The organism is Microbacterium sp. CCH5-D1, assembly GCF_001557335.1.
GTDB classification, from domain to species: domain Bacteria; phylum Actinomycetota; class Actinomycetes; order Actinomycetales; family Microbacteriaceae; genus Microbacterium; species Microbacterium oxydans.
The window spans coordinates 1-24,012 of sequence record NZ_LSJW01000305.1 but is presented as its reverse complement, the minus strand read 5'-3'; the positions used below and the strand labels follow the sequence as shown (position 1 = coordinate 24,012).

The following is a 24,012-nucleotide window of genomic DNA, read 5'->3' as shown; positions in this document are numbered from 1 at the left end:
TCCCTCCTAACGCACGCCGATCACCGCCCGATAGTCCGGTTCGTGGTGATCGATAACAGCGTGCGCTCCGAAGTGCGCGCGGGGACGACGGCGAAGGCCCCCGAAGTCGAGGTGTACGACTTCGGCCGTTCCGCGACCCTCTCCCGCGAGCACACCCGCGCCCTGGAACTCGCCTTCGAGACGTTCTCGCGGCAGTGGTCGGCGCAGCTGTCGGCGAAGATCCACGTGCGGGCCACGATCGCGGTCGAGCACGTCGGGATGATGACCTACGGCGAGTACGCCCAGTCCCTCCCCACCACGACCACCATGATCGTGTGCGCGCTCCCCGAATCCGAAGAGCGCCTCATCGTGCAGCTGCCCACCTCCGCCGCGACGGCGTGGATCGTGCAGATGGTCGGCGGCCGTGCATCGACCGCCTCGGAGGACCGCACCTTCACCCCGATCGAGCAGGCCCTGATCCGCTCGTTGATCGTCGACGCGATCGACCACCTCACCGGGGCGCTCGATGGTCTGCTCCCCGTCGGCGTCTCGTTCAGCGGCATCCAGTACAGCTCGCAGTTCGCGCAGGTCGCGGCTGCCGGTGAGCCCGTCATCGTCGCGCGGTTCTCGATGCGTCTGGCTGGTCGCACGGTGCCGACGAGCGTGATGCTGCCCGCCTCGGTGCTCGCCGGATTCACCGTGCGTCCCTCCGACCTCGAGCGCACTGCCGCACCCGACCGGATCCGCCGCCAGGTCGAGGTGGCACCGGTCGACGTGGCTTTGCGGCTCGCACCCCGAACGGTGCTGCCGCGCGAGGTGCTCGATCTCGCTGTGGGCGACGTCATTGCCTTCCCGCACTCCGCCGACCGTCCGATGGTCCTCACCGTCGGCGATCAGACCATCGCGACCGCTGCCGTTGGCAGCGCGGGCGCGCGGCTGGCCTGTGTCGTCACCACCACCGTCCCCGATCCCGCATCCGCCGAGGAGTCCGCGTGAGCAGCACCACCACCTACGAGTCCGCCGTCGCCGCCGCCTTCGCCGCATCGCTCCCGACGCCCTCCCCGCTCGTCGCACGCGCCTCCCAGGTCTCGGGCGACACCGGCGACGCCGTGATCGTGCAGTTCGTCGGCGAGGCCAGCGCCCAGCTCGCCGTGCAGCTCTTCGAGCCGGAGATCCTGGTCGACGGGCTCGGCGGCACACCGCTCACCGATCGGTTGCGCGATGCCCTCGAAACCGCGACCAGCGCACTGGGCTCCGGCGCTCTCGGCGAGGCCGCCGTGGGCGATGCCTCCGCCCTCTTCGCGGACCCGGCTGTGCAGCTGTTCGATCTGCAGGACGACGCCGACCACACGGTCGGACGCCTGGCCGTCGTCGTCACCCGCGCGCCGGCAGGAGCCGCGAACCCGTCCCGCCGGCTGCACCGCATCGCCGGCGTCGAGATGGAGCTCACCGTCGAGATCGGCCGCACCAGGATGGCGGTGCGCGACGTGCTGGACCTGGAACCCGGACGCATCGTCGAGCTCGACCGCTCCGCCGGCGCCCCCGCAGACATCAAGCTCAACGGACGCGTCATCGCCCATGGCGAGGTCGTCGTGGTCGATCAGGACTACGCGGTGCGCATCACCCGCATCCTCGAGAACGTCGAGGCCTGACCCTGGACGACCTCCTGCTCGGCCTGCGGGTCGTGCTCTCGCTCGCCGCAGTACTCGGAGTGCTGTGGTTCCTGCAGCGCCGTGTCGCGCGCACGCAGGCCCGTCGTCGCGACAGTGAGGCGATCACGGTGCTCGGACGCCAGGGAGTCGGCCCGAAGGCGCAGATCGTCGTGATCCAGACCGAGGACGCCCGATACGTGCTCGGCGTCACGGAGCACGGCGTGAACGTCGTCGATCGGCTGCCGGTCAAGCGGACCGACACCTCGGAGGAGACACCCCGCCCGGCATGGTCGCCGGCGACCACGGAAGCGGCGTCCGACGCCGCGGAGTTCGACCGGATCCTGGCCGCGGCGGCCCTGACGGAATCGACGGACATCCCTCCGGAGTCATCGGCGCCGCAGCGCCGTGTGCGGCACCGCAACGATCCGCTGCGCGGCTCCATCCTCTCCCCCGAGACGTGGCGGCAGACCGCCGAGGCCATCCGGCGCACCCGATGAGCGTCACCCGTGGGGTCGTCGACGGGCGCGCGCTGCGACGAATCGCGCTGATCCTCGCCGCGGCACTCGCACTCGTCGTGGTCCTCACCCTCATCACGGGCACGGCCGCCCACGCACAGGTGACCCCGGACGATCAGGGCGAGGGCGTCACGATCGACATCAACGGCGTCGACGGCGGTCCGTCGGGGTCGATCCTGACCCTGCTAGGCATCACGCTGCTCTCGGTCGCCCCCGCGTTGCTGCTGATGATGTCGTCGTTCACGAAGATCTTTGTCGTGCTGGCGATGACCAGGAACGCCCTCTCGTTGCCGACCATCCCCCCGAACCAGGTGCTGGCGGGGCTGTCCCTCTTCCTGTCGCTGTTCATCATGTGGCCGGTGCTCACCGAGATCAACACGGTCGCGGTGCAGCCCTACATCGACGGCTCGCTCTCGTTCACACAGGCCATCGACGTGGGCCAGCTGCCCCTGCAGGAGTGGATGCTCCGCTTCACCCGCGAAGAGGACCTCGCGCTCATGACACGGATGGCCGGCCAGCCCAACCCCGAGGACCCCTCGAGCGTCCCGATGTACACGCTCATCCCCGCGTTCATGATCTCCGAGCTGCGCGCGGCGTTCATCATCGGCTTCGTGATCTTCATCCCGTTCCTGGTGATCGACCTCGTCGTGGCAGCGGCGCTGATGTCGATGGGCATGATGATGCTCCCGCCCGTCATGATCTCGCTGCCGTTCAAGATCCTGCTGTTCATCCTCGTCGACGGCTGGGGGCTCATCATCAGAGCCCTCCTGGAGAGTTACGGAGGGGTCGGATGAGCCCCGAGGCGGTCATCGACATCGGCACGCAGGGACTGATCATCGCGGCGAAGCTCGCCGCCCCCGTCCTGGTCACCGCGCTCGTCGTCGGCTTCGCGATCTCGCTGTTGCAGTCCATCACCCAGGTGCAGGAGGTGACGCTGTCGTTCGTCCCGAAGATCGTCGCCGTCGGCATCGCACTGTTGATCGCCGGCAACTGGATGATCGCCGAGATGATCGCCTTCACCAACGAGATGTTCGCCCGTATCCCCTCGCTGTTGAGTGGATGACGGCGTGTACATCCCCATCGATTTCGCGTGGCTGGAGGCCACGATGCTCACCGCGGTGCGCATCACGGCCTTCATCATGATCGCTCCGCCGTTCTCCTACGGGGCGGTCCCGGTGCGCGTGAAGGCGATGCTCGCGATCGGACTCTCCCTCGCCGTCGGCACCGCCGTCGCCCCCGGGTACGAGAACCTCGACACCGGTCCCTTCCTCGGCGCGCTCGTCCTGCAGCTCGTCACGGGTGCCCTGCTGGGGTTCCTGGTGCTGCTGTGCTTCTCCGCGCTCCAGGCTGCGGGAAGCCTGATCGACGTCTTCGGCGGGTTCCAGCTCGCGCAGGCGTTCGATCCCCACTCGATGGTCAACGGCGCGCAGTTCACCCGGCTGTTCCACATCACCGCGCTCACGCTGCTGTTCGCCTCGGGCGGGTACCAGCTGATTTTGGCCGGGCTCGCGCGGAGCTTCGAGGCCGTGCCCGTCAACGGTGTCTTCCAAGTGGCAGGTCCTGCCGAACTGCTCGTCGACGGGGTGACGCAGCTCGTGCTGGCGGCCGTGCAGATCGCTGGACCGCTCGTGCTCGTGCTGTTCCTCGCCGATGTCGGGCTCGGGCTCATCACCCGTGTCGCCCCTGCCCTGAACGCGTTCGCGATGGGCTTCCCGGTGAAGATCCTGCTCACGCTGCTGCTCGCCGGAGCCGTGTACGCCGTGCTCCCCGGCATCGTCGACGCCCTCGCCGCCAACGCCCTGCGGATGATGCAGGGGGTGCACCGATGAGCGGGACCGATACCGGCGAACGCAGCGAGAAGGCGACGGACAAGCACCTCAGCGAAGCGAGGAAGAAGGGACGCCTGTCACGCAGTCAGGACCTCACGGCCTGGCTCGGTATCGGCGCGGCGGCCGTCACGATGCCCGCCGCGATCGCGCTCGGTGCATCGGCGGGGACGGAGCAGCTGCTCACGCTCGACTCCCTGGTCGCGGCGCCGACGCCGGAGGCCGCGCTCGCAGCGCTCGGCCGCGGCCTGGCCTCCGTGCTCCCGACGCTCACCGTGATGCTGACGGCCGTCGCGATCGTCACCCTGATCGGCGCGGTCATCCAGGGCGGTGTGCACCTGCGCCCTCTGACGGGCCGCTTCGAGCAGTTCAACCTCGTCAACGGCGTGCGCCGCGTGTTCGGCATGCAGGCTCTCTGGGAGGGCGCTAAGGCCCTCATGAAGACCGCCGCCATCGGCATCGCCCTCTGGTTCGTGATCGCGAGCCTGATGCCCGTGCTGACCGCGAGCGGGGCGCACTCCGTAACCCGACTGCTCGGCACCGCGAGCGAAGGCACGACCGCCCTGCTGCAGACCGCGATCGGCGTGGGGCTGGCCCTCGCCGCGATCGACATGTTCGTGGTGATGCGACGCAACCGCAAGCACACGCGCATGACCAAGCGCGAGATCCGCGACGAGAGCAAGAACTCCGAAGGCGATCCGCTCATCCGCCAGCAGCGCCGTTCACGGCAGCTCGCTGTCAGCCGCAACCGCATGATCGCGGCCGTCGCCGGCTCCGATGTGGTGGTGGTCAATCCCACCCACATCGCCGTGGCACTGCGGTACGAACCCGGCAGGGCCGCGCCCAAGGTGGTCGCGAAGGGCAGCGGCGTGATCGCGGAGCGCATCCGCGACGAGGCCGTGCGCGCCGGTGTCCCACTGGTGCGCGAGATCACCCTCGCCAGGGCTCTGCACGCCGCCTGCGAGCTCGGGCACGAGATCCCCGAAGACCTGTACAACGCCGTGGCCCGTGTGCTCGTGTTCGTCGACTCGCTGCGACGACGCGGGGCCGCCCGCGGCATCCACTCCCTTCCCTACCGGAGGACCGCATGAGACAGCTGCTTCCCAAGCTCGGAGTGCCGATCGGCGTCGTGGGCATCATCATGCTCCTCGTCGTGCCGGTGCCGCCGTTCCTGCTCGACATCCTCATCATCCTGAACATCATGTTCGCGCTCGTGATCCTGCTGACGTCGATGTTCGTGAAGAAGCCGCTCGACTTCTCGGTCTTCCCCTCGCTGCTGCTCGTGGCGACGCTGTTCCGCCTGGGGCTCAACGTGGCCTCCACCCGTCTGGTGCTCGGCGAGGCGTATGCGGGGCAGGTGATCGAGGCCTTCGGCGCCATCGCGGTCGGCGGCTCGCTCATCATCGGCGCCGTCGTGTTCCTCATCCTCGTCGTCATCCAGTTCGTCGTCGTGACCAAGGGTGCGGAGCGCGTGGCCGAGGTCGGCGCACGATTCACGCTCGACGCGATGCCCGGCAAGCAGATGGCCATCGACGCCGACCTGAACGCCGGACTCATCACCGATGCGGAGGCCCGCGAGCGCCGCGCCGAGGTGGCGGCCGAGGCCGACTTCTACGGAGCCATGGACGGTGCGTCCAAGTTCGTGAAGGGCGACGCGATCGCCGGTCTCGTCATCATCATCATCAACATCGTCGGCGGCATCGCCATCGGGATCGTGCAGCACGGCATGACGATCGACGAATCCGTGAGCACCTACAGCCTGCTGACGATCGGCGACGGTCTGGTCACGCAGATCCCCGCCCTGCTGATGGCCGTCTCCACCGGCATGATCGTGACCCGCTCCACGGCGGAGGCGGAGATGGGGACGGCGGCGTCCGCCCAGCTCGGCCAGTCCCGCAATGCGCTGATCATCGCCGGATGCGCCGCGATCATCATGTCGCTCATCCCGCACATGCCGATGCTGCCGTTCGTCGCGATCGGCGCGACGCTGCTGCTGATCGCGCAGCGGATCAAGGCCACCCAGAAACGCGAAGAGGCGGCTGCGGTGCAGAGCCCGTCGACGGTTCCGACCGACCAGCCGGAGGAGCTCATCGAGAAGATGCGTGTGCATCCGCTCGAGATCCTGCTCGCCCCCGACATCGTGGATCTGGTCACCGGGGGCCCGGACGACCTCCTCGCACGCGTGAAAGCCCTCCGACGCCGTATCGCCCTCGATCTGGGGCTGGTCGCGCCACCGGTGCGCACCCGCGACAGCATCGAGCTGCCGCAGGCGACCTACGTCATCCGGATCGCCGGGGTCGAGACCGGTCGCGGTACGGCACCCGTCGGGTCGGTGCTCGCGCTCGGACAGGGGCTGGACAGTCTTCCCGGCACGGCGACGCTCGACCCGGTCTTCGGTCTCGAGGGCAAGTGGATCCCCATGGAGATGCGCCACAGCGCGGAGTTCGCCGGGGCCACCGTGATCGACCGCGCGAGTGTGATCATCACGCATCTCTCCAGCGCCATCCACGCCCACGCCGCTCGACTGCTCAGCCGCGAAGACGTGCGCCAGCTCACCGACGCCCTCAAGCAGGTCTCGCCCGCTGCGGTCGAGGAGCTCACCCCTGCTCTGCTCTCACTGGCAGAGGTGCAGCGCGTGCTGCAGGGCCTCCTGGCGGAGCGGGTCCCCATCAACGACCTCAGCCGCATCTACGAGGCTCTCGCGTTGCGGGCCAGGGTGTCCACCGAGCCGGAGGGCCTGATCGAGGCCGCCCGCGCCGCCCTCGGCCCGGCGATCGCCGCCCGTTTCGCCGATGCCGGAACCCTGCGCGTCGTCATGATCAACCCGCTGCTGGAGCAGGCCATGCTCGAGAGCCTGCGCTCGAGTGACGAGGGCAGTCAGATCGTGTTCGATCCGCAGCGCATGGAGACCGTGATCGAGTCCGTGAAGCACGCCGTCTCCTCGGTGCGGGAAGGCGGCGAGCCGGTACTCGTGTGCGCACCCTCGCTGCGACCGGCCGTGCGGCGCCTCATCTCCGCGCAGACCGACGGCCTCCCCGTGCTGTCGTACAACGAGGCGACTGCCGCGGCTCTCACGATCGAGACGGTGGGCGTCGTGCACGACATCCCCGCACCGGCGGTCGGCGTCGTCCCCGCAGCACTAGGCTGAACGAATGCTGGTGTTGACGAGGCGGATCGGTGAGAGCGTGCGCATCGACGGCGACATCGAGGTCACGCTGCTCGAGATCAAGGGCGACAGCGTGCGCATCGGCGTGAAGGCGCCGCGCGAGACGCGCATCCAGAGGACCGAGATCATCGAGGCCGTGGTCGCCGAGAACGTGTCGGCCGCCGCCGAGACGGGTGACGACGCCGAAGGCGCGATCGTCGCTGCCCTCGCGCGAGGACGAGAGACCCGCACGCGGTAGTCAGCCCGCCGGTCGCACGCCGATCAGGTCGTCCGCGTTGGCGCGCTTCCACTGGTCGCCGCCCGCCGCCCTGGCTCTGACCGCGGCCCGGTCCGCCGCTGCCCGCAGCAGGTCGTAGTCGTAGCCGACGACGGACACGGGCGCCCAGCCGATGCTGGCGGAGGAGCGGATACCACTCGCGGAGGCTCCCCTCTCGAGCATGGCGATGCGGGTGAGCATGGCGCGCAGGTGATACCGCACCGCTTCGTCGCTGCCACGGATGATCACGACGGCCCGCCCGTCCTCGATCCGATCGGCGTCCGCCGATGCCGGCAGCGCGTCTTCGATGTCGTCGTGGAAGCGATCGACGATGCGGGCGAACTCCGCTCCGGTCGATGCTTCGCGGAGGTCGACCGGATCGTCGAGGCGGATGTCGAGGACGGACCACGGCTGGTCGTTCTGCGCTTCGGCTTTGCGCAGACGTCTGCGGGCGCGATCCGCCCCGTCGGTGCTGCGACCGGCAGCGGCCTTCTCCCCCACGCGCACCAGCAGCACGAGGGTGAAGGCCGCGCAGGTGCTCACCACGAGGGTCCCGACGGCGTTCATGCCGCGCAGCGCGCTCAGTTGCTCCTGGGTTCCCGCACCGCCCACGACGAGGGCGGAGGCGGCGCTCACGACCGCCACGACCACGAATCCGCACGAGGCGAGAGCCAGCGGCAGCACGATGTCCCTGGCCACGGGCCGTCCGCGCAGGAGCTCGTACGCGACCATGCCGGCGAACACCCCGCTGACGAGGAAGACGACGTGGAAAGTGGGCAGATACCAGGGCGTCTCCGTCGTCGCCACGAGAAGCACGGGGGCGGCCACCAGGAAGGGGATCACCGCCCACCAGGATGCGCGGCGACCGAAGTGCAGCCGCAGTCCGATCCACACCAGCGGCTCGAAGCACAGCATCAGCGCAGAGGCCGCGGCGCGCAGCATCTGCTCATCGGTCTGCTGCCCGGCCAGCCACAGGTAGGCCCCGAGCATCCCGAGCCCGAACGCGCCGGCCCAGGTCACCGTCGCGCGGCTCGGGCGGGCGAGTGTGCCGAGCCCCACCACCAGCGCTGTCAGCACGGTGACGACGGCCACCATGCTGGTGGTGATGTCGACGCTCACCGGAACGAGCGGACTCATGTGTGCTTCTCCTTCGCTCGGTGATGCGGGAACCGCAGTGTCACCCTGGTTCCGGTGCCGGCCTCGCTGACCACATCGATGGTGCCCTCGTGGGCGGCGACGATCTCCCTGGCGATCCCCATCCCGAGCCCCGTTCCGCCGATGCCGGCGCGCATCGCGCTGTCCGCACGGAAATAGGGCTCGAACACCCGCGAGAGGTCTTCGGGAGACATCCCCGTACCGTTGTCGGAGACAGCGAGTTCCGCGTACCCATCGGGCCCTGTCGAGAGGTCCACGGTGATGATCCCTCCGGCGGGGGTGTACTTGACGGCGTTGCTGAGCAGGTTGTCCAGCACCTGGCGCAGGCGGAAAGCGTCGCCGGAGACGACGAGTCCGCCCTCCCCCTCCACGGTGAGGGTCTGTCTGCTGCCGGCGATGAGCGGTGAGTACGAAGCGGCGGACGCCTCGACGAGTTCGCGCAGGTCCACAGGGGCGAACGGCTCCGGGGCCGTATGGCTCGTCTGCTCCAGGATGCTCCCGACGAGCTCCTGCATACGATCGCCCGCGTGCGCGATGATCTCCAGCTGAGCGGGCACCCTCCCCGGGAGGTCCTCGCGTTCGCGCAGCAGCTCCACGTGGCCGATGATCGCGGTGAGCGGGTTGCGCAGCTCGTGCGAGACGACCGCCGTGAACGCCCTGCGCTCCTCCTCGGCCTCGAGCATCGCGGTCACATCATCGATCACGACCAGAGTGATGTCCTCCCCCTCGCCGGCCGTGGCCATCGGCTGTGTGCTCACCTCCAGCGCCCTCCACTGTCCACCGCCGTCGAACAGCCAGACCCGCTCGGACTGCAACGTCTCTCCGCGCGCCGCCCTTGCCAGCGTCGTGCGCGTCTGCGGCACGGCATGGCCGCGACGCGCGTCGTACTCGACCGAGGCGGAGGGCAGAGCGGCGCCGAAGCGGTCGCGCCCGTACAGAGACCTGTACGCGTCGTTCATCTGCAGGATGCGACCGGACGATGTGACGACGACGAGCGCGGCGCCCAGCGCGTCGACGATCTGCGAGACCCTGCGCTGGTTGGCTTCGGCGCGCTCGGCCGCGCGATTGACCTGCTCCGACCGCCGTTGGAGGAGTCGGCGTGCCGCACGAGAGCGCTGAGCGCCGATGCGCACCGTGACGCCGAGGAACCCGAGGGTGATCACGAGCGTCAACAGCCGCAGCAGGATGTCCGCCGGAGTGCCGTTCTGATCCGCGAAGACCACGAGAGTGCCGCTGATGAAGGCGATGCCTCCGAGCACCCACGGCAGGGAGAAGTAGGTCGCCAGCCAGACCACGGGGAAGACCCAGAGGAAGCCCAGGCGGATGTCGGGCGCGTTCGTCGTGAAGCCGACGGCGAGGGCGTCCAGGAGCGGGATGGCAGCCACCGCGCTGTGCGGGAGTCGATGCCAGGGCACGGCCAGAGTCACCAGAGTGGTCACGACGACGAGGGCGATCCCCGTGACGATCAGAGGGTTGGCGAAGGTCTGGGGCTTGAAGGCGGTGATCATCACCACGATGGCGACGATGCTGCCCATGAACACCAGTTGCCATCGCCAGATCGAGACGGTGCGGATCATGCTCTTCGCCCGCCCTCCGGTCGATCCTCAGCTTTCCCGCAAGATTACTCAAAGATCGGTGCAGCCCGCTCTTCGGGCGGCCTCTCACCCCTAGCATTCTGAGTGGGGCCGAAACTGCGACTGGGGAACAACGCAGACGCCGGGGCCAGGCGAGTGGGGATTCGCAGGCATCCGGGGCCGCGGCTGGGGAGCCGCGGCTCCGCCCCGGTCAGTTCGTTTCGATCGTTGCGGGGGTCAGGCGGTAGCCGACCCCGCGCACGGTCTCGACGTAGCGAGGGGCGCTCGTGCTGTCACCGAGCTTTCGCCGCAGGTTGGCGATGTGCGTCTCGATCGCGCGCTTGTCCGGCTCGCTCACGTAGTCGCTCGAGCCCGGGGGAAGGCCGCGCAACCCCCGGGCGAGCTCGGCCTTGCTGCATACGCGCTGCTTCGCCTCGAGCAGTGCGGCGAGCAGATCGAACTCGGTCGGGGTGAGGTCGATCCGCCGTTGCCCGATCAGGACCATCCGCGTGTCGAGGTCGAGGCTGAGGTCCCGGTGCACCCGCCCACGCCAGGTGAGCACGGTCGCGCCGTCGGCCACGGGTTCGGGTTCGACCGGGGCACGCAGGCTCGACGCACTGCGGACGTCCGGCAGTCGAGGACGACGCAGGAGCGCCTCGATGCGGGCACGCAGCTCGCGCGGGCGGAACGGCTTCACCAGATACTCGTCGGCACCGGAGGTGAGCCCCAGAACCACGTCGGACTCGTCGGAGAGCGCCGAGAGCATGATGATGAAGGTGTCGCTGACCCGACGGATGCGCCGCGCCACCTCGAAGCCGTCGATGCCGGGCAGGTTGATGTCGAGGGTCGTGATCACCGGCTGGTGCCGCTCGACGGCCCCGAGACCGTCCACACCCGACCCCGTGAGGATCGTCTCGAAGCCCGCCGCGAGGAAGACCTCGTCGAGCAGGGAGCGCACACCGGGATCGTCCTCGATGATCACGGCGACCAGGGCGCGGACGTCCCCCGAGCTCACGAGGCGCTCTCGCGCGTGATCGTGACGAAGCGCGGCGCGTCGGCATCCAGCTCGGACGGGTCGACATCCGCCGCTCCGACGGGCCGTTCCACCTCGATGTCCCACCACGAGTCCGCCAGCTCCTCGGCCATGCCACGCCCCCACTCGATCACCACGACGGACCGCTCGAGGTCGAGGTCGAGGTCGTCGAGCTCAGCAGCCGAGCCGAGCCGGTAGGCGTCGACGTGCACCAGTGATGCTCGGCCGACCAGGGAGGGATGAGTGCGGGCGATCACGAAGGTCGGGCTCTGCACCGGTCCGCGCACCCCCAGCCCCTCGGCGAGACCGCGGGTGAAGGTGGTCTTCCCCGCGCCGAGAGGACCGGTCAGCACGAGCAGGTCGCCCGCCTCGAGCTGCTCGCCGATGCGCAGACCCAGCTGCTCCATCTCCTCGGCGGTGGCGATCTCCCGGCGGCCGAGGAAGGCGGGATCCACGCTCACGACGTCCTCCGAGGCACCCGGGGGCCGATCCGGGTGACGATCTCGTAGTTGATGGTGTCGGCGGCTTCGGCCCAGTCCGCAGCCGAGGGCACGCCGAGGGTGGGGTCGCCGAACAGGACCACCTCATCCCCGATCGAGACGGGGGTGTCCCCGACGTCGACGATGAACTGATCCATCGCGATCCGTCCGACGTTGAGGAACCGGCGCCCGCCGATCGAGACCGGAAGCTTCCCCGAGGCGTTGCGGGGCACCCCGTCGGCGTAGCCGAGAGGAACGAGCACCAGGGTCGTGTCGCGGTCGGTGCGATGGTCATAGCCGTAGGAGACCCCGGTTCCCGCCGGCACGCGACGGACGGCGGCGATCGCGCCCCGGAGGGTCATGGCCGGCCGCAGCCCGAGTTCCGCTGAACTGCGGTCGTCGAAGGGCGAGAGGCCGTAGAGTCCCACGCCGATGCGGACGGCGTCGAGGCGCATCTCGGGCAGGTCTATGGCTGCTGCCGTGGCGGCGATGTGTCGGATCTCGGGATGGACGCCGAACGACGCAGCGGTGGCGACCCCCTCTTCGAATTTCGCGAGCGCCGCCCTGTCGTCGTCCACGGAGGTGTTGGAGAGATGGCTGAACAGTCCCACGATGCGCAGGCGCCCGATGCGCTCGAGCCGCGCCGCCTCCGCCAGCACACGTCCCCAGTCCGCCGGGGCGATACCGTTGCGCGACAGCCCGGTCTCGAGCTTCAGATGCACTCCGACCGGTCGGTCGACAGCGGCTGCCGCGCCGGCTGCCTCGAGCTGATCGAACGAGGAGATCCCGACTTCGATGTCCTGTGCCGCGGCGTGCTCGAACCTCTCCCCCGGCGCATGCAACCATGCCATGATCGGCGCGTGCACGCCCTGTCTGCGCAGCTCGAGCGCCTCGGGGATCTCGGCGACGCCGATCCGCGTGGCACCGGCCGAGAGCGCGGCCACCGCTGCCGAAGCCGCACCGTGACCGTAGGCGTTGGCTTTCACGATGGCGATCACCTCGACGCCGGTGAGGCGCCGGAAGTGCCGCACGTTGTCGGCGATGGCATCGAGATCGATGGTCGCTTCTCGGAACGGGACGGTCACAGCGGTGCTCCTTCGGCGACGACGAACGCCGCGGCGAGGCCGGCGTCATGGGTGAGAGTCAGATGCAGTGTGAGGATGCCCCGTTCCTCGACGACGGCGGCCGTCGACCCGGAGAGCACGAAGTGCGGGCGACCGGAGGGTTCCGAGGCGATCTCGATCTCGGTCCAGTGCACACCGTCGGATCCGCCGAGAGCCTTGATCAACGCCTCTTTGGCGGCATAGCGCGCGGCGAGGGAAGGCAGACGTAGCGTGCGCTCCGACGGGGCGAAGAGGCGTTCGCGAAGTCGCGGCGTCCGCTCCATCGTCCGCTCGAACCTCGGGATGTCCACGAGGTCGATGCCGGTTCCGATGATCACCCGTTCAGCCTACCGAGCCTGAATCTCGTTGAAATCGCCCAAATGGCTCCGTTTCCGCTGGAAACGAAGCCATTCGCGCGAATCGGGGGCCGGGTCTACTCGACCGTCACCGACTTCGCGAGGTTGCGCGGCTGGTCGACGTCGAGTCCCTTCGCCGTGGCCAGGGCCATCGCGAAGATCTGCAGCGGCACGACGGCGAGCAGCGGCTCGAACATCGGGCCGGCGAGCGGGATGCGGATGACCTCGTCGGCGAACGGCAGCACGGCCGCGTCGCCCTCCTCGGCGATCACGATCACCCTGGCACCGCGCGCGCGGATCTCCTGGATGTTCGAGACGACCTTGGAATGCACGAGCGCCGAGTGACGCGGGGACGGCACGAGCACGAACACCGGCTGCCCCGGCTCGATCAATGCGATCGGACCGTGCTTGAGCTCGCCGGCGGCGAAGCCCTCCGCGTGGATGTAGGAGATCTCCTTGAGCTTGAGCGCACCCTCGAGCGCGATGGGGTACCCCACGTGCCGGCCGAGGAAGAGCACCGAGCGCGTGTCCGCCATCCACCCGGCGAGCTGCGTCACGTGCTCCTGCTCGCTGTCGAGGACCTTGGCGATCTTCTCGGGGAGCGCTGCGAGCTCTGCCGCGTCGAGCGAGGCGTCGGCCACGGCACCGCGGACCCGGCCCATGTGCAGCCCCAGCAGCAGGAGGGCGGTGATCTGTGCCGAGAACGCCTTGGTCGAGGCCACGGCGACCTCGGGCCCGGCGTGCGTGTAGACCACCGCATCCGACTCGCGCGGGATGGTGGCGCCCTGCGTGTTGCAGATCGACAGCGTGCGTGCACCGCGTTCGCGGGCGTACTTCACGGCCATCAGGGTGTCCATCGTCTCCCCCGACTGGCTGATCGACACGACCAGGGTGTCGGCGCCGATCACCGGGTCGCGGTAGCGGAACTCGTGTGCGAGTTCGACGTCGACGGCCACGCGTGCCCACTGCTCGATCGCGTACTTGCCCACCAGCGCCGCGTAGGAGGCCGTACCGCAGGCGGTGATGATGACCCGGTTGATGCCGACGAAGAGCTCGTCGAACCCGTCGAGCTCCGGGATCACGACCTGACCGTCCTGGATGCGGCCGCGGATGGTGTTCGCCACCGCCTCGGGCTGCTCAGCGACCTCCTTGGCCATGAAACTCGACCATCCGCCCTTCTCGGCGGCTGCCGCGTCCCATGACACGTCGAAGGGCTCCGGCTCGACGGGCGTGCCGGCGAAGTCGGTGACCGTCACGGAGTCCGGGGTGATCGAGACGATCTGGTCCTGACCGATCGCGAGCGCCTTGCGGGTGTGCTCGATGAAGGCGGCGACGTCGGATCCGAGGTAGTTCTCGCCCTCGCCGAGCCCGATCACGAGGGGGGAGTTGCGACGAGCGCCGACGACGAGGCCCGGGTGGTCCTGGTGCATCGCCAGCAGAGTGAAGGCCCCTTCCAGGCGGTTCACGATGCTGCGGAAGGCCAGCTGCAGGTCGCCGCCGTTGCCTGCGTACTCCCGTCCGAGCAGGGCTGCGGCGACCTCGGTGTCGGTCTCGCTGCGGAACACCACGCCGTCGGCGAGGAGCTCGTCACGCAAGGCCGAGAAGTTCTCGATGATGCCGTTGTGGATGACCGCGAGCTTGTCGTCATCGGCCAGGTGCGGGTGCGCGTTGCCATCGGTCGGACCCCCATGCGTCGCCCAACGGGTGTGCCCGATGCCGGTCGAGCCGTCGGGGAGCGGGGCATCGGCGAGCGAGTCGCGCAGGATGGCGAGCTTGCCCGCCTTCTTGCGCATCCCGAGCGTGCCGTCGCCATCGATGACCGCGACACCCGCAGAGTCGTATCCGCGATACTCCAGGCGTGCGAGGCCTGCGAGAAGGATGTCCTGGCTGGGGCGCGGGCCCACGTATCCGACGATTCCACACATGGGATCAAGAGTAAGGCGCGTTTTTTGCGAGTCGTCCGTACAATCGGGTGCCGGCGGCCGCCTCAGAGCTTGCGCAGGAGCACGCTCTCCACGTCGTGATCCGCGCCCTTACGCAGCACGAGCCGCGCACGGTGCCGGGTGGGCATCACGTTCTCGACGAGGTTCGGCATGTTGATCTCGTTCCAATATCCCAGTGCAGTGGTGATCGCCTCCTCGTCGGTGAGGTGCGCGAACACGTTGAAGTACGACGAGGGGTTGCTGAACGCGGCCTGACGAAGGGCGAGGAAGCGATCGACGTACCATTTCTCGATATGCGAGGTGTCGGCGTCGACGAAGATCGAGAAGTCGAAGAGGTCGCTCACGGCCACGTCGTTCGGCGCGGGCGGCGGCTGCAGCACGTTCAGGCCCTCGACGATGACGACGTCGGGGCGGCGCACCACCACGTTCGCATCCGGGACGATGTCGTAGCGCATGTGCGAGTAGAAGGGAGCACGCACCTCGGCGGCACCGCTCTTGACCTCGGTCAGGAACTCGATCAGGGCGCGGCGGTCATAGGACTCGGGGAAGCCCTTGCGGTCCATGATGCCGCGGCGCTCGAGCTCCGCGTTCGGGTAGAGGAACCCGTCGGTCGTCACCAGTTCCACCCTCGGGGTCCCCGGCCAACGGCTCATGAGTTCGCGCAGCAGGCGCGCGATGGTCGACTTGCCCACGGCGACAGACCCGGCGACTCCCACGACGAACGGGGTGGTGGTGTCGTCCTCCTGGAGGAACGAAGAGGTGGCGGCACCCAGTCGCTTCGTCGACGTCGCGTACAGGCTGAGCAATCGGCTCAGCGGCAGATACACCTCGCGCACCTCGGTGAGCGAGAGGCGATCTCCGATGCCGCGCAGCTCGACGACCTCGGTCTCCGTGAGTGGCTGGTCGAGTCCGGCGGCGAGGCGCGCCCACTCCGCACGCCCGATCTCCCGATACGGAGACAGCGGCAGCGTGGGGTCGGCGGTGGTCACGGGGTCCATCGTATCGGCGCGCTCACGGCGCGATGTCCGCGGGAGAGTATTCTCATCCCGTGCGCCTGGGAGTCCTCGATATCGGATCCAACACCGTCCACATGCTCGCGGCCGACGTCAGCCCCGGTGGACGTCCGCTCGCGACGACGAGCGACCGGACGGTGCTGCGCCTCATGCGCTACCTCACCCCCGACGGGTCCATCGCGGAGGAGGGCGTCGTCGCGCTCGAGGCCGCGGTCGCGCAGGCCCGAAGGGTCGCGGAGAGCGAGCGCGTGGATGCCCTGCTCGCCACGGCGACGAGCGCCGTGCGCGATGCCCGCAACGGCGCCGACGTCATCGCCCGCATCGAAGCAGCGCTGGGACAGAGTCTCCAGGTGCTCGACGGCGAGACCGAGGCGGAGCTGACCTTCCTCGCGGTCCGTCGCTGGTTCGGCTGGTCGGCAGGTCAGCTCCTGCTGCTCGACATCGGCGGCGGCTCACTGGAGATCGCAGCGGGAGCCGAGGAGCTGCCGGACGCTGCGGTCTCGGTCCCCCTGGGCGCGGGGCGCATGACCGTACAGTTCCTGCCGAACGACCCGCCCGGTGAGACGGACGTGGAACGACTGCGCGCGCACGCGACGGCGACGCTCGCAGAGGTGCTGCCGAGGTTCGTCGCCCTCCCCCGCCCCGATCACGTGGTGGGCTCGTCCAAGGCCATCCGTTCCTTGGCCCGATTGGTCGGATATCCGGCCCAGGGATGGTCGGGGAGCGAACGGATGCTGCTCCCCCGCACCGCTCTCGGATCGTGGATCCCCCGGCTTGCACGTCTGCCCGCGTCCGCCAGACAGGAGCTGCCCGGCATCACCCCGGATCGGACGTTCCAGATCGTGGCCGCGGCCGTGTCTCTGCATGCGGCGATGACCGCCCTCGACGTGGACGAGCTCGAGGTCTCACCATGGGCGCTGCGCGAAGGCGTGCTGCTGCGCTACATCGAACAGCTGAACTGGAGCGACTCCTCCCGTTGAGCGGTGCGTGACATCGGATGAACATCCTCTGTTGCCCGCCCGGTCCGCGCCGGTATCCTCTGATCAAGCGAGCACCGGCCCGCCCGCACGGAGGAGGACGGGAGGTGATCGCTCGGCGTCGGGGGGTGCTGAGTGGGTCCTGGAGATGAGAGCGCGATCGACTCCGCGGAGCTGAGCGCGCATGGCGTGCACGCGGTGGATGAACGTGTCCCCCTCCTGGTGACGCGGCGGACGTCGGGTCCGGTGACCCTGTTGTCCCTGCAGGGCAGCACCACGGAGCTCGCCATCGACACCACCACGACTCACCCCGACCACGCGGTCTTCGCCTTCGTCGACGCCGCAGGGCTCGCGGCGAAGGAGCAGAACGGTCCGTGGATGCCCGTCGAGAGCGGGCTCGTGCTGGCCCCGCCCGGGGTCGCGGAGCGCGTGCGGTGTGTCGGCACGTGGTACATCACCGCCGCCTATGTTCCCCGCACCGCGCTCGGGACATACGTCGCCGCACTCCTCTCCTCGACATGGATCCTCGAGGAGCGACGTCCGCTCGATCGGGCGATGCAGGCGTTCATCGAGCAGGTGCTGGCCGTCGATGACGAGACGACCGCGATCGAACGATATGCGATGGAGCATCTGATCGTGGAGATGAGCGGAGCGGTGCTGCTCGACCGCGTGGACGCCGTATCCGGACCGCGCTCAGCTCACGCCGCCCTGCGCGACCGAGCGGTCGCCCTGATCGCCCAGCAGTGCGGCGATCCGGGGCTGAACCCCGCGCGGGTAGCCCGCGAGGTGCAGACCTCCCTCCGCCAGCTCCAACTGGTCTTCGCCGAGGTCGAGAACACGGTCGCGGGCGAGATCAGACACCGACGCACGCTCCTGGCGCGGTCGCTGCTCACCGACAGCCGATACGACGATCTGAGCGTCGAGCAGATCTCGCAGCGCTCAGGTTTCGCCTCTCCGATCAGCCTTCGCCGCGCCATCGAGGAGGACTACGGTGCCACGCCCCGCGCATTGCGCACCCATCGCGACGCCGCTCGGCACGGTGGGGAACGCAAAACGGCCGACCGCTGAGATCAGCGGTCGGCCGTGTTCGGTCGCGAGGTCAGAGCGACAGACGATCCTGCACGACCTCGGCGAGGCGACCGGCGTAGGCGTGGACGGATTCCGCGTCGGAGGCTTCCACCATCACACGCACCAGCGGCTCGGTTCCGGACTTGCGCAGCAGCACCCTTCCGGAATCGCCGAGCTCCGACTCGATGTCGCGCACAGCCTGCTGCACGACCTCGTCCTCGGACACACGGTCCTTATCGACGTCGCGCACGTTGATGAGCACCTGCGGGTAGACCGTCATCACTGAGGCGAGCTCTGCGATCGACTTCTGCTGCCGCGCCATCTCGGCGACCAGGTGCAGGCCGGTGAGGATCCCGTCGCCCGTGGTGGCGAACTCGCTCATGATCACGTGACCGGACTGCTCACCGCCGAGCGCGTAGCCGCCCTCGTTCATGTCTTCGAGCACGTAGCGGTCGCCGACGGCCGTCTGCCGTACCGTGATGCCGTGCTCGCGCATGGCGACGTGCAGACCGAGGTTGCTCATCACCGTCGCGACGAGGGTGTCGTCGGTGAGGTGCCCGCGCTCCTTCATGGACACCGCGAGGATGGCCATGATCTGGTCGCCGTCGATGTGGTTACCCTCGGCGTCGACGGCAAGGCAGCGATCGGCGTCGCCGTCGTGGGCGATCCCGATGTCGGCGCCGAGGCGCACGACGGCCTCGGCGAGATTGTCGAGATGGGTCGAGCCGACGCCGTCGTTGATGTTCCAGCCGTCAGGGTCGGCGCCGATGACGGTGACCTCGGCGCCCGCATCCCGGAACGTCTCAGGAGAGACTCCTGAGGCGGCGCCGTGGGCGCAGTCGAGCACCACGTGGATACCGTCGAGGCGGTTCGGGAGCGAGCCGAGAAGATGCATGACGTAGCGGTCCTCCGCGTCGGAGAACCGGTCGATGCGTCCCACCCCGGCGCCGGTCGGGCGCAACTTCTCGCCGGACATGGCCTCTTCGATGCGCCGCTCGACCTCGTCGGGGAGCTTGCGGCCCCCGCGGGCGAAGATCTTGATCCCGTTGTCGGGAGCGGCGTTGTGCGATGCGGAGATCATCACACCGAAGTCGGCGTCACGGTCGGCGACGAGGAAGGCGAGCGCGGGTGTCGGAATGACCCCCGCCTCGAGCACGTCCACTCCCGAGGAGGCGAGACCGGCAGCGACGGACGCCGCGATGAAGTGCCCGGAGACCCTGGGGTCGCGGGCCACGACTGCGGTCAGCCGCTTGCCTTCGGCCTTGCGAGCCTCCGCAGTACGGCCCTGGCCCAGGACGACAGCAGTCGCCTGGGCCAGGGTGAGCGCCAGGTCGGCGGTGAGGATGCCATTGGCGAGTCCTCGCACACCGTCCGTGCCAAAGATCGGCATCGGAGCAGTTGACCTTAACGCTTCGAGTACTGAGGCGCCTTACGGGCCTTCTTGAGTCCAGCCTTCTTGCGCTCCTTGACGCGAGCGTCGCGCGAGAGGAAGCCGGCCTTCTTCAGGGTCGGACGGTTGTTCTCCTCGTCGATGCCGTTCAGCGAGCGGGCGATGCCGAGGCGAAGCGCACCGGCCTGGCCCGAGGGGCCTCCGCCGGAGATGCGCGCGATGACGTCGTATGCACCGGCGAGGTTCAGCACGGTGAACGGGTCGTTGATCAGCTGCTGGTGCAGCTTGTTCGGGAAGTAGTCCTCGATCGTGCGGCCGTTGACCGTGATCGTGCCCGAGCCGGGGACGATGCGCACGCGGGCGATGGCCTGCTTGCGACGGCCGACAGCGGCCCCCGGGACGCTGAGGACGGGGCGGGGAGCCGCCTCGACCGCGTCGGTCTCGGGAGTCGACGTCGAGAAGTTCTGGGGGGTTTCGGTGGTGTCCTGGATGTCAGCCACGAGTATGTCCTTAAGTCTTACGGCGCTTACTGGGCGACCTGGTCGAGGGTGTACGGCGTCGGCTGCTGCGCGGCGTGCGGGTGCTCGGCACCGACGTACACCTTGAGCTTGGACAGCTGCTGGCGGCCGATGCTGTTCTTGGGGAGCATGCCACGGATGGCCTTCTCGACAGCGCGGACCGGGTTCTTCTCGAGGAGCTCGGCGTAGGTGACCGACTTCAGGCCGCCCGGGTAACCCGAGTGGCGGTAGGCCATCTTCTTCTGGAGCTTCTGACCGGTGAGCGCGACCTTGTCGGCGTTCACGATGATGACGAAGTCACCCGAGTCGATGTGGTTGGCGAAGGTCGGCTTGTGCTTGCCACGCAGGAGCGTAGCGGCGTGCGAAGCCAGACGGCCGAGAACGACGTCGGTGGCGTCGATGACGACCCAATCGCGCTGGACTTCGCCAGCCTTGGGAGTGTAAGTGCGCGTCACGATAGTGCTGCTTTCTTGTGTCGAACGGAGAAGTTCGTGAATCCCACTCCGGGGTGGTTCTTCCCGACAGGGAGGAACACGCCAGTGGAGGGCTCACGTTCGGACGATGCGCTTTCTCCGCGGACGGGAAAGGCACCAAAGGGAAATCATACGCCACCGGTGCCGTATGCCCAAACCGCGGCTCAGTCGGGCTTGACCGTGACGAGGATCGGACGGTGATCGCTCGCCCCCTGCGGCAGGGTCGTGATGCGCTCGATCTCGAAGCCCGTCGACGTGGCGAAGTCGTAATGGCCCCGGAACACCCGGTAGCGCGTGTACGTGTGGTCGTCGCTGAGGGAGAGCGCGTAACCGTGGTCGCGCACGGCCTGACCGAGGTTCTCCTTGAAGATCGGATAGTTGTAGTCACCGACCATCAGCTGGGGCAGGCCCTCTCCGAGCGCGGCGAGCTCGGAGAGCGCGGCGCGGATCTGGTGACGGCGCAGGGAGTTCAACGCGGTCAGCGGAGCGGCGTGGAAGGAGGCGACGATGAAGTCCTGGCCGTCGTCGATGTCGCGCAATCGCGCACCGAGAACGCGTTCGTGTGCGGGTTTCGCGATCCGGTCGTGCAGGGATTTCTTGAGTCCGAGCATGCGGATCGCCTGCAGGTGGAACGTGCTCGCGCGATAGAAGAGTGCGAGTCCGAGACGGTTGCCCTGGGTGGCGTCGGCGAGCACGAGGTCGCCGATCTGCGTCGGCAGCGCGGGGACGTCGCACTCCTGCAGACAGAGGATGTCGGGATCGTGCTCGCGCACCAGAGTCACGAGCTCACCCGCGGCTCGATGCTTCTGGAGGTTGTACGAGATGACCTTCATGACCGTTCCACGCTACTCCGGCCCGCTGTGCATCGGCTCCGGGTTGCACACCGTGACTCGTCTGCGGTATTGCGCCGCATGCCCCCTGCTCGAGGCGCGCGTCAGTCGCGGTCTCGACGCGCGCGCGTCTGGATCGCTCGCGACGACAGCAGCTCGTCGGCGGGGTACCCGACCTCGGTGAGGATCAATCCCCGCGCGGCCAGCACCTTGAACTCGCTGGTGCGGGTGAGCGCATCGCGCAGCACCACGAGGTCGTCGACATCGAGGCGCCCCTCCCCCACGGCGACGCAGGCCCCGACGAGTGCGCGCACCATGCTGTGGCAGAACGCGTCGGCCTTGACCTCCGCGACGAGCACGCCGTCGGCATCACGCTCCCAGCGGTAGTCGAGCAGTGTGCGGATCGTCGTCGCCTCTTCCCGAGGCTTGCAGTACGCCGCGAAGTCGTGCAGTCCGATCAGCGTCCGCGCCGCGGCATCCATCGCGCGCTCGTCGAGGCGGCCGCGGACGAGGGTCGTGTCGTGGCGCCGCAGCGGGTCGTACCCGGCCTGTCCGTCGGCGAGACGATAGCGATAGCGACGCCAGACCGCGGAGAACCGCGCGTCGAACCCCTCGGGGGCGATCGACGACCGCGTTACGGTCACATCCGAGTACGCACCGAGCACACCCCGCATGCGGCCCGCGATGGTTTCGGCGGGCTCCGACGGCGCCCGCCCCTGCCGAGCTTCGATGCGCGACCACTGCTTCTCGTCGAGGTCGACGTGCGCGACCTGGCCGCTCGCGTGCACGCCGGCATCCGTGCGACCTGCCACCACGAACTGCACGTCCGAGCCCACGATGCGCGCGAGGGCGGCTTCCAGCGTGCCCTGCACCGTGCGCAGAGTCGGCTGCTTCGCCCACCCTCGGAAATGGGTGCCGTCGTAGGCGATGTCGAGCCGGATGCGCACGCAGCAAGCCTAGGACACCGAGACCGCCGGACTTCAGGCGGCGTTCACCGTTCGACCAGGATTCCGTCCCGATCGCTGTAGAGATGCGCCCCCGGCCGGAACACCACACCCTCGATCACGAGCGCGACATCGGTCTCACCGGCTCCGAGCTTCGCGCTCTTGCGCGGATTCGTCCCCAGGGCCTTGACCCCCAGCTCGAGGGCATCGATGGCGACACTGTCGCGGATGGCGCCGTTGATCACGACCCCGGCCCAGTCGTTCGCCACGGCGGACGCCGCGATCAGGTCGCCCATCAGTGCCGTCTCCAGCGATCCAGCGCCGTCGACGACCAGGACCGCGCCCGCACCGGGAGTCGCCAGCACCGCCTTCACCAGCGCGTTGTCCTCGAAGCAGCGCACGGTGCGGATCGGCCCGTCGAACGCCGACCGCCGGCCGAAGGAGCGCAGCTGCAGCGAGAGCGACTGGATCTCCTCCCCGAGCTCGTCGTAGAGGTCCGCCGTCGCGACCGCCATCCTCAGATGCCTCCGTCGATCGACCGGATGGTCACGGCAGGCTCGTCCGGGACCATCACCTCGGTGTCGCGGTTCAGGCTCTCGCCACGGAAGAAGCGCTTCGAGCGCGGGAAGAGGTACCAGACGAACATCAGCACCAGACCGAATGCCAACGAGCCGACGCCGATCACGAACGTGCCGCCGATACCGAACAGGACCGTGTAGCCGTAGTCGACATCCCACATGTCGATGGCCGACTGGATGAACGCCCACGCGAGCATGAGCCCGCCCAGCAGCGGGAACAGCCCCTTGAAGAAGAACTCGCGCGCGGACGAGGTGAGGTCCTTGCGGAAGTACCACACGCACGCGAAGCCGGTGATGGCGTAGTAGAAAGCGATCGCGAGACCGAGGGACAGGATCGAGTCCTGCAGGATGTTGTCGCTGATCAGCGTCATCCCGACGTAGTAGACCGAGGCGACCACACCCATGACGATGGTCGAGAACGACGGCGTCTTGTACGTCGGGTGCACCTCCTTGAACTTGGCGGGCAGGGCGCGGTAGACACCCATGGCGAGCGTTCCCCGGGCGGTAGGCAGGATCGTGGTCTGGGTCGACGAGATGGCCGAGATGATCACGGACACCACCAGCACCCAGCCGAACGGACCGAGCAACCCGTCCTTGATCGCGAGGAAGAAGTCGTCGGCGTTCGCCTCGTTGCCCAGGCCCGTGCCGTCCTCGCCGAGTCCGGCGTACATCATCGCGGCGATGGTCACCGCGACGTAGGTGAACAGCAGGATCACCGTGGTCAGCAGCGCGGCGCGTCCGGGGATGCGCTTCGGGTCCTTGGTCTCCTCGTTGAGCGCGAGGCAGGTGTCCCACCCCCAGTAGATGAACAGCGCCAGAAGGATCGCCTCCGTGAAGCCCGACCAGTCGGTGAACGCGAACGGGTTCATCCACTCCCAGTCGAAAGGCGTCGCGTTCGGAGCCGTGCCGTCGAAGAACTGCCACAGCGCCGCGACGATGAAGATCGCCAGTGCCAGGTATTGGATCGCGAGGAGGATGTTCTGGATGCGCTCGCCGATCTCGACGCCGCGCCAGCTGACCCAGGTCATCGCCGCGATGAAGAGCACGGCGACGACGACGACGCGCCAGTCGTTGTTCTCCAGGTCCTGTCCGATCAGCGACCAGAAGTAGACCGAGGCGATCTGCGCGAGGTTGGCCAGCACGACCATTCCCGCGACGGCGACTCCCCACCCGCCCATCCAGCC

26 protein-coding genes are annotated in these 24,012 nt (G+C 68.6%); 11 read left to right on the top strand and 15 right to left on the bottom strand.

Annotated features, from left to right (window positions below; translation table 11 throughout):
* The first annotated feature begins 42 nt into the window (after positions 1-42).
* Genes AX744_RS18305 through csrA form a run of 9 tightly spaced genes read left to right on the top strand, consistent with a single transcriptional unit; the run spans position 43 to position 7,376 of the window.
* Entirely contained in the window at positions 43-975 is a 933-nt protein-coding gene (locus tag AX744_RS18305; protein ID WP_061018517.1) for a flagellar motor switch protein FliM, read from the top strand.
* Positions 972-1,631 (top strand): flagellar motor switch protein FliN, encoded by a 660-nt coding sequence (gene fliN, locus AX744_RS18300; protein ID WP_061018515.1) that lies wholly within the window; start codon positions 972-974, stop codon positions 1,629-1,631. The genes AX744_RS18305 and fliN overlap by 4 nt, the downstream gene beginning before the upstream one ends.
* Before the next feature lie 32 nt (positions 1,632-1,663).
* The gene (locus AX744_RS18295; protein ID WP_230977946.1) at positions 1,664-2,128 is read left to right on the top strand and encodes a FliO/MopB family protein; all 465 of its coding nucleotides are present in this window, start codon (positions 1,664-1,666) and stop codon (positions 2,126-2,128) included.
* Positions 2,125-2,940 (top strand): flagellar type III secretion system pore protein FliP, encoded by an 816-nt coding sequence (fliP, locus tag AX744_RS18290; protein ID WP_058632700.1) that lies wholly within the window; start codon positions 2,125-2,127, stop codon positions 2,938-2,940. Before AX744_RS18295 ends, fliP begins: the two co-directional genes overlap by 4 nt.
* On the top strand, positions 2,937-3,209 hold the full coding sequence (gene fliQ / locus AX744_RS18285) for a flagellar biosynthesis protein FliQ (RefSeq protein WP_017828226.1): 273 nt from the start codon (positions 2,937-2,939) through the stop codon (positions 3,207-3,209). The genes fliP and fliQ overlap by 4 nt, the downstream gene beginning before the upstream one ends.
* 4 nt (positions 3,210-3,213) lie before the next feature.
* Entirely contained in the window at positions 3,214-3,975 is a 762-nt protein-coding gene (locus AX744_RS18280) for a flagellar biosynthetic protein FliR (RefSeq protein ID WP_061018532.1), read from the top strand.
* Complete coding sequence (locus tag AX744_RS18275) at positions 3,972-5,063, top strand: EscU/YscU/HrcU family type III secretion system export apparatus switch protein (protein ID WP_058632699.1); 1,092 nt, start codon at positions 3,972-3,974, stop codon at positions 5,061-5,063. Before AX744_RS18280 ends, AX744_RS18275 begins: the two co-directional genes overlap by 4 nt.
* Positions 5,060-7,120, top strand: coding sequence for a flagellar biosynthesis protein FlhA (locus AX744_RS18270; RefSeq protein ID WP_061018513.1), 2,061 nt, complete (start codon positions 5,060-5,062; stop codon positions 7,118-7,120). Before AX744_RS18275 ends, AX744_RS18270 begins: the two co-directional genes overlap by 4 nt.
* Before the next feature lie 4 nt (positions 7,121-7,124).
* Positions 7,125-7,376, top strand: a complete 252-nt coding sequence (gene csrA / locus AX744_RS18265; protein WP_046747374.1) for a carbon storage regulator CsrA — start codon at positions 7,125-7,127, stop codon at positions 7,374-7,376.
* On the opposite strand, the gene AX744_RS18260 is transcribed toward csrA, so the two are convergent.
* The 8 genes from AX744_RS18260 to coaA form a co-directional block, all read right to left on the bottom strand.
* On the bottom strand, positions 7,377-8,531 hold the full coding sequence (locus tag AX744_RS18260) for a hypothetical protein (protein ID WP_058632697.1): 1,155 nt from the start codon (positions 8,529-8,531) through the stop codon (positions 7,377-7,379). It lies immediately after the preceding gene.
* Positions 8,528-10,126 carry a sensor histidine kinase gene (locus AX744_RS18255; protein WP_061018511.1) on the bottom strand — a complete coding sequence of 533 codons (1,599 nt, stop codon included), beginning with the start codon at positions 10,124-10,126 and terminating at the stop codon, positions 8,528-8,530. Before AX744_RS18255 ends, AX744_RS18260 begins: the two co-directional genes overlap by 4 nt.
* Positions 10,127-10,334: 208 nt before the next feature.
* Positions 10,335-11,138, bottom strand: coding sequence for a response regulator transcription factor (locus AX744_RS18250; RefSeq protein ID WP_061018510.1), 804 nt, complete (start codon positions 11,136-11,138; stop codon positions 10,335-10,337).
* Complete coding sequence (tsaE, locus tag AX744_RS18245) at positions 11,135-11,617, bottom strand: tRNA (adenosine(37)-N6)-threonylcarbamoyltransferase complex ATPase subunit type 1 TsaE (protein ID WP_061018509.1); 483 nt, start codon at positions 11,615-11,617, stop codon at positions 11,135-11,137. The genes AX744_RS18250 and tsaE overlap by 4 nt, the downstream gene beginning before the upstream one ends.
* On the bottom strand, positions 11,614-12,720 hold the full coding sequence (gene alr, locus AX744_RS18240) for an alanine racemase (RefSeq protein ID WP_061018508.1): 1,107 nt from the start codon (positions 12,718-12,720) through the stop codon (positions 11,614-11,616). The genes tsaE and alr overlap by 4 nt, the downstream gene beginning before the upstream one ends.
* Complete coding sequence (locus tag AX744_RS18235) at positions 12,717-13,076, bottom strand: holo-ACP synthase (RefSeq protein ID WP_017828216.1); 360 nt, start codon at positions 13,074-13,076, stop codon at positions 12,717-12,719. Before AX744_RS18235 ends, alr begins: the two co-directional genes overlap by 4 nt.
* A 95-nt stretch (positions 13,077-13,171) precedes the next feature.
* Complete coding sequence (gene glmS, locus AX744_RS18230) at positions 13,172-15,019, bottom strand: glutamine--fructose-6-phosphate transaminase (isomerizing) (protein WP_058632692.1); 1,848 nt, start codon at positions 15,017-15,019, stop codon at positions 13,172-13,174.
* A gap of 62 nt (positions 15,020-15,081) precedes the next feature.
* Positions 15,082-16,035, bottom strand: coding sequence for a type I pantothenate kinase (coaA, locus tag AX744_RS18225; RefSeq protein WP_046747367.1), 954 nt, complete (start codon positions 16,033-16,035; stop codon positions 15,082-15,084).
* 50 nt (positions 16,036-16,085) lie between these two features.
* Between coaA and AX744_RS18220 the strand changes: the two genes are divergently transcribed.
* Together AX744_RS18220 and AX744_RS18215 are read left to right on the top strand one after the other, a co-directional pair.
* A complete protein-coding gene (locus tag AX744_RS18220) occupies positions 16,086-17,030 on the top strand; it encodes a Ppx/GppA phosphatase family protein (RefSeq protein WP_061018506.1) in 945 nt (314 codons plus the stop codon).
* Positions 17,031-17,225: 195 nt separating this feature from the next.
* Positions 17,226-18,095: a helix-turn-helix domain-containing protein gene (locus tag AX744_RS18215; RefSeq protein WP_157543652.1), complete on the top strand. Its 870-nt coding sequence runs from the start codon at positions 17,226-17,228 to the stop codon at positions 18,093-18,095.
* A gap of 31 nt (positions 18,096-18,126) precedes the next feature.
* Here the strand turns inward: AX744_RS18215 and glmM are convergent, their stop codons facing one another.
* From glmM to AX744_RS18180, 7 genes are all read right to left on the bottom strand, one after another.
* The gene (gene glmM / locus AX744_RS18210) at positions 18,127-19,485 is read right to left on the bottom strand and encodes a phosphoglucosamine mutase (RefSeq protein ID WP_058632689.1); all 1,359 of its coding nucleotides are present in this window, start codon (positions 19,483-19,485) and stop codon (positions 18,127-18,129) included.
* Between the two features lie 14 nt (positions 19,486-19,499).
* Positions 19,500-19,985, bottom strand: coding sequence for a 30S ribosomal protein S9 (gene rpsI, locus AX744_RS18205; protein WP_045263679.1), 486 nt, complete (start codon positions 19,983-19,985; stop codon positions 19,500-19,502).
* A gap of 26 nt (positions 19,986-20,011) precedes the next feature.
* Positions 20,012-20,458 carry a 50S ribosomal protein L13 gene (gene rplM, locus AX744_RS18200; RefSeq protein ID WP_046747364.1) on the bottom strand — a complete coding sequence of 149 codons (447 nt, stop codon included), beginning with the start codon at positions 20,456-20,458 and terminating at the stop codon, positions 20,012-20,014.
* A gap of 182 nt (positions 20,459-20,640) precedes the next feature.
* Complete coding sequence (locus AX744_RS18195) at positions 20,641-21,309, bottom strand: endonuclease/exonuclease/phosphatase family protein (protein WP_058632688.1); 669 nt, start codon at positions 21,307-21,309, stop codon at positions 20,641-20,643.
* A 101-nt stretch (positions 21,310-21,410) separates the two neighbouring features.
* The gene (gene truA, locus AX744_RS18190) at positions 21,411-22,253 is read right to left on the bottom strand and encodes a tRNA pseudouridine(38-40) synthase TruA (RefSeq protein WP_046747362.1); all 843 of its coding nucleotides are present in this window, start codon (positions 22,251-22,253) and stop codon (positions 21,411-21,413) included.
* A 44-nt stretch (positions 22,254-22,297) separates the two neighbouring features.
* Positions 22,298-22,765 (bottom strand): ribonuclease E activity regulator RraA, encoded by a 468-nt coding sequence (gene rraA, locus AX744_RS18185; protein ID WP_046747361.1) that lies wholly within the window; start codon positions 22,763-22,765, stop codon positions 22,298-22,300.
* Positions 22,766-22,767: 2 nt separating this feature from the next.
* On the bottom strand, positions 22,768-24,012 hold a 1,245-nt coding region (locus AX744_RS18180), incomplete at its 5' end, for an APC family permease (protein WP_061018502.1).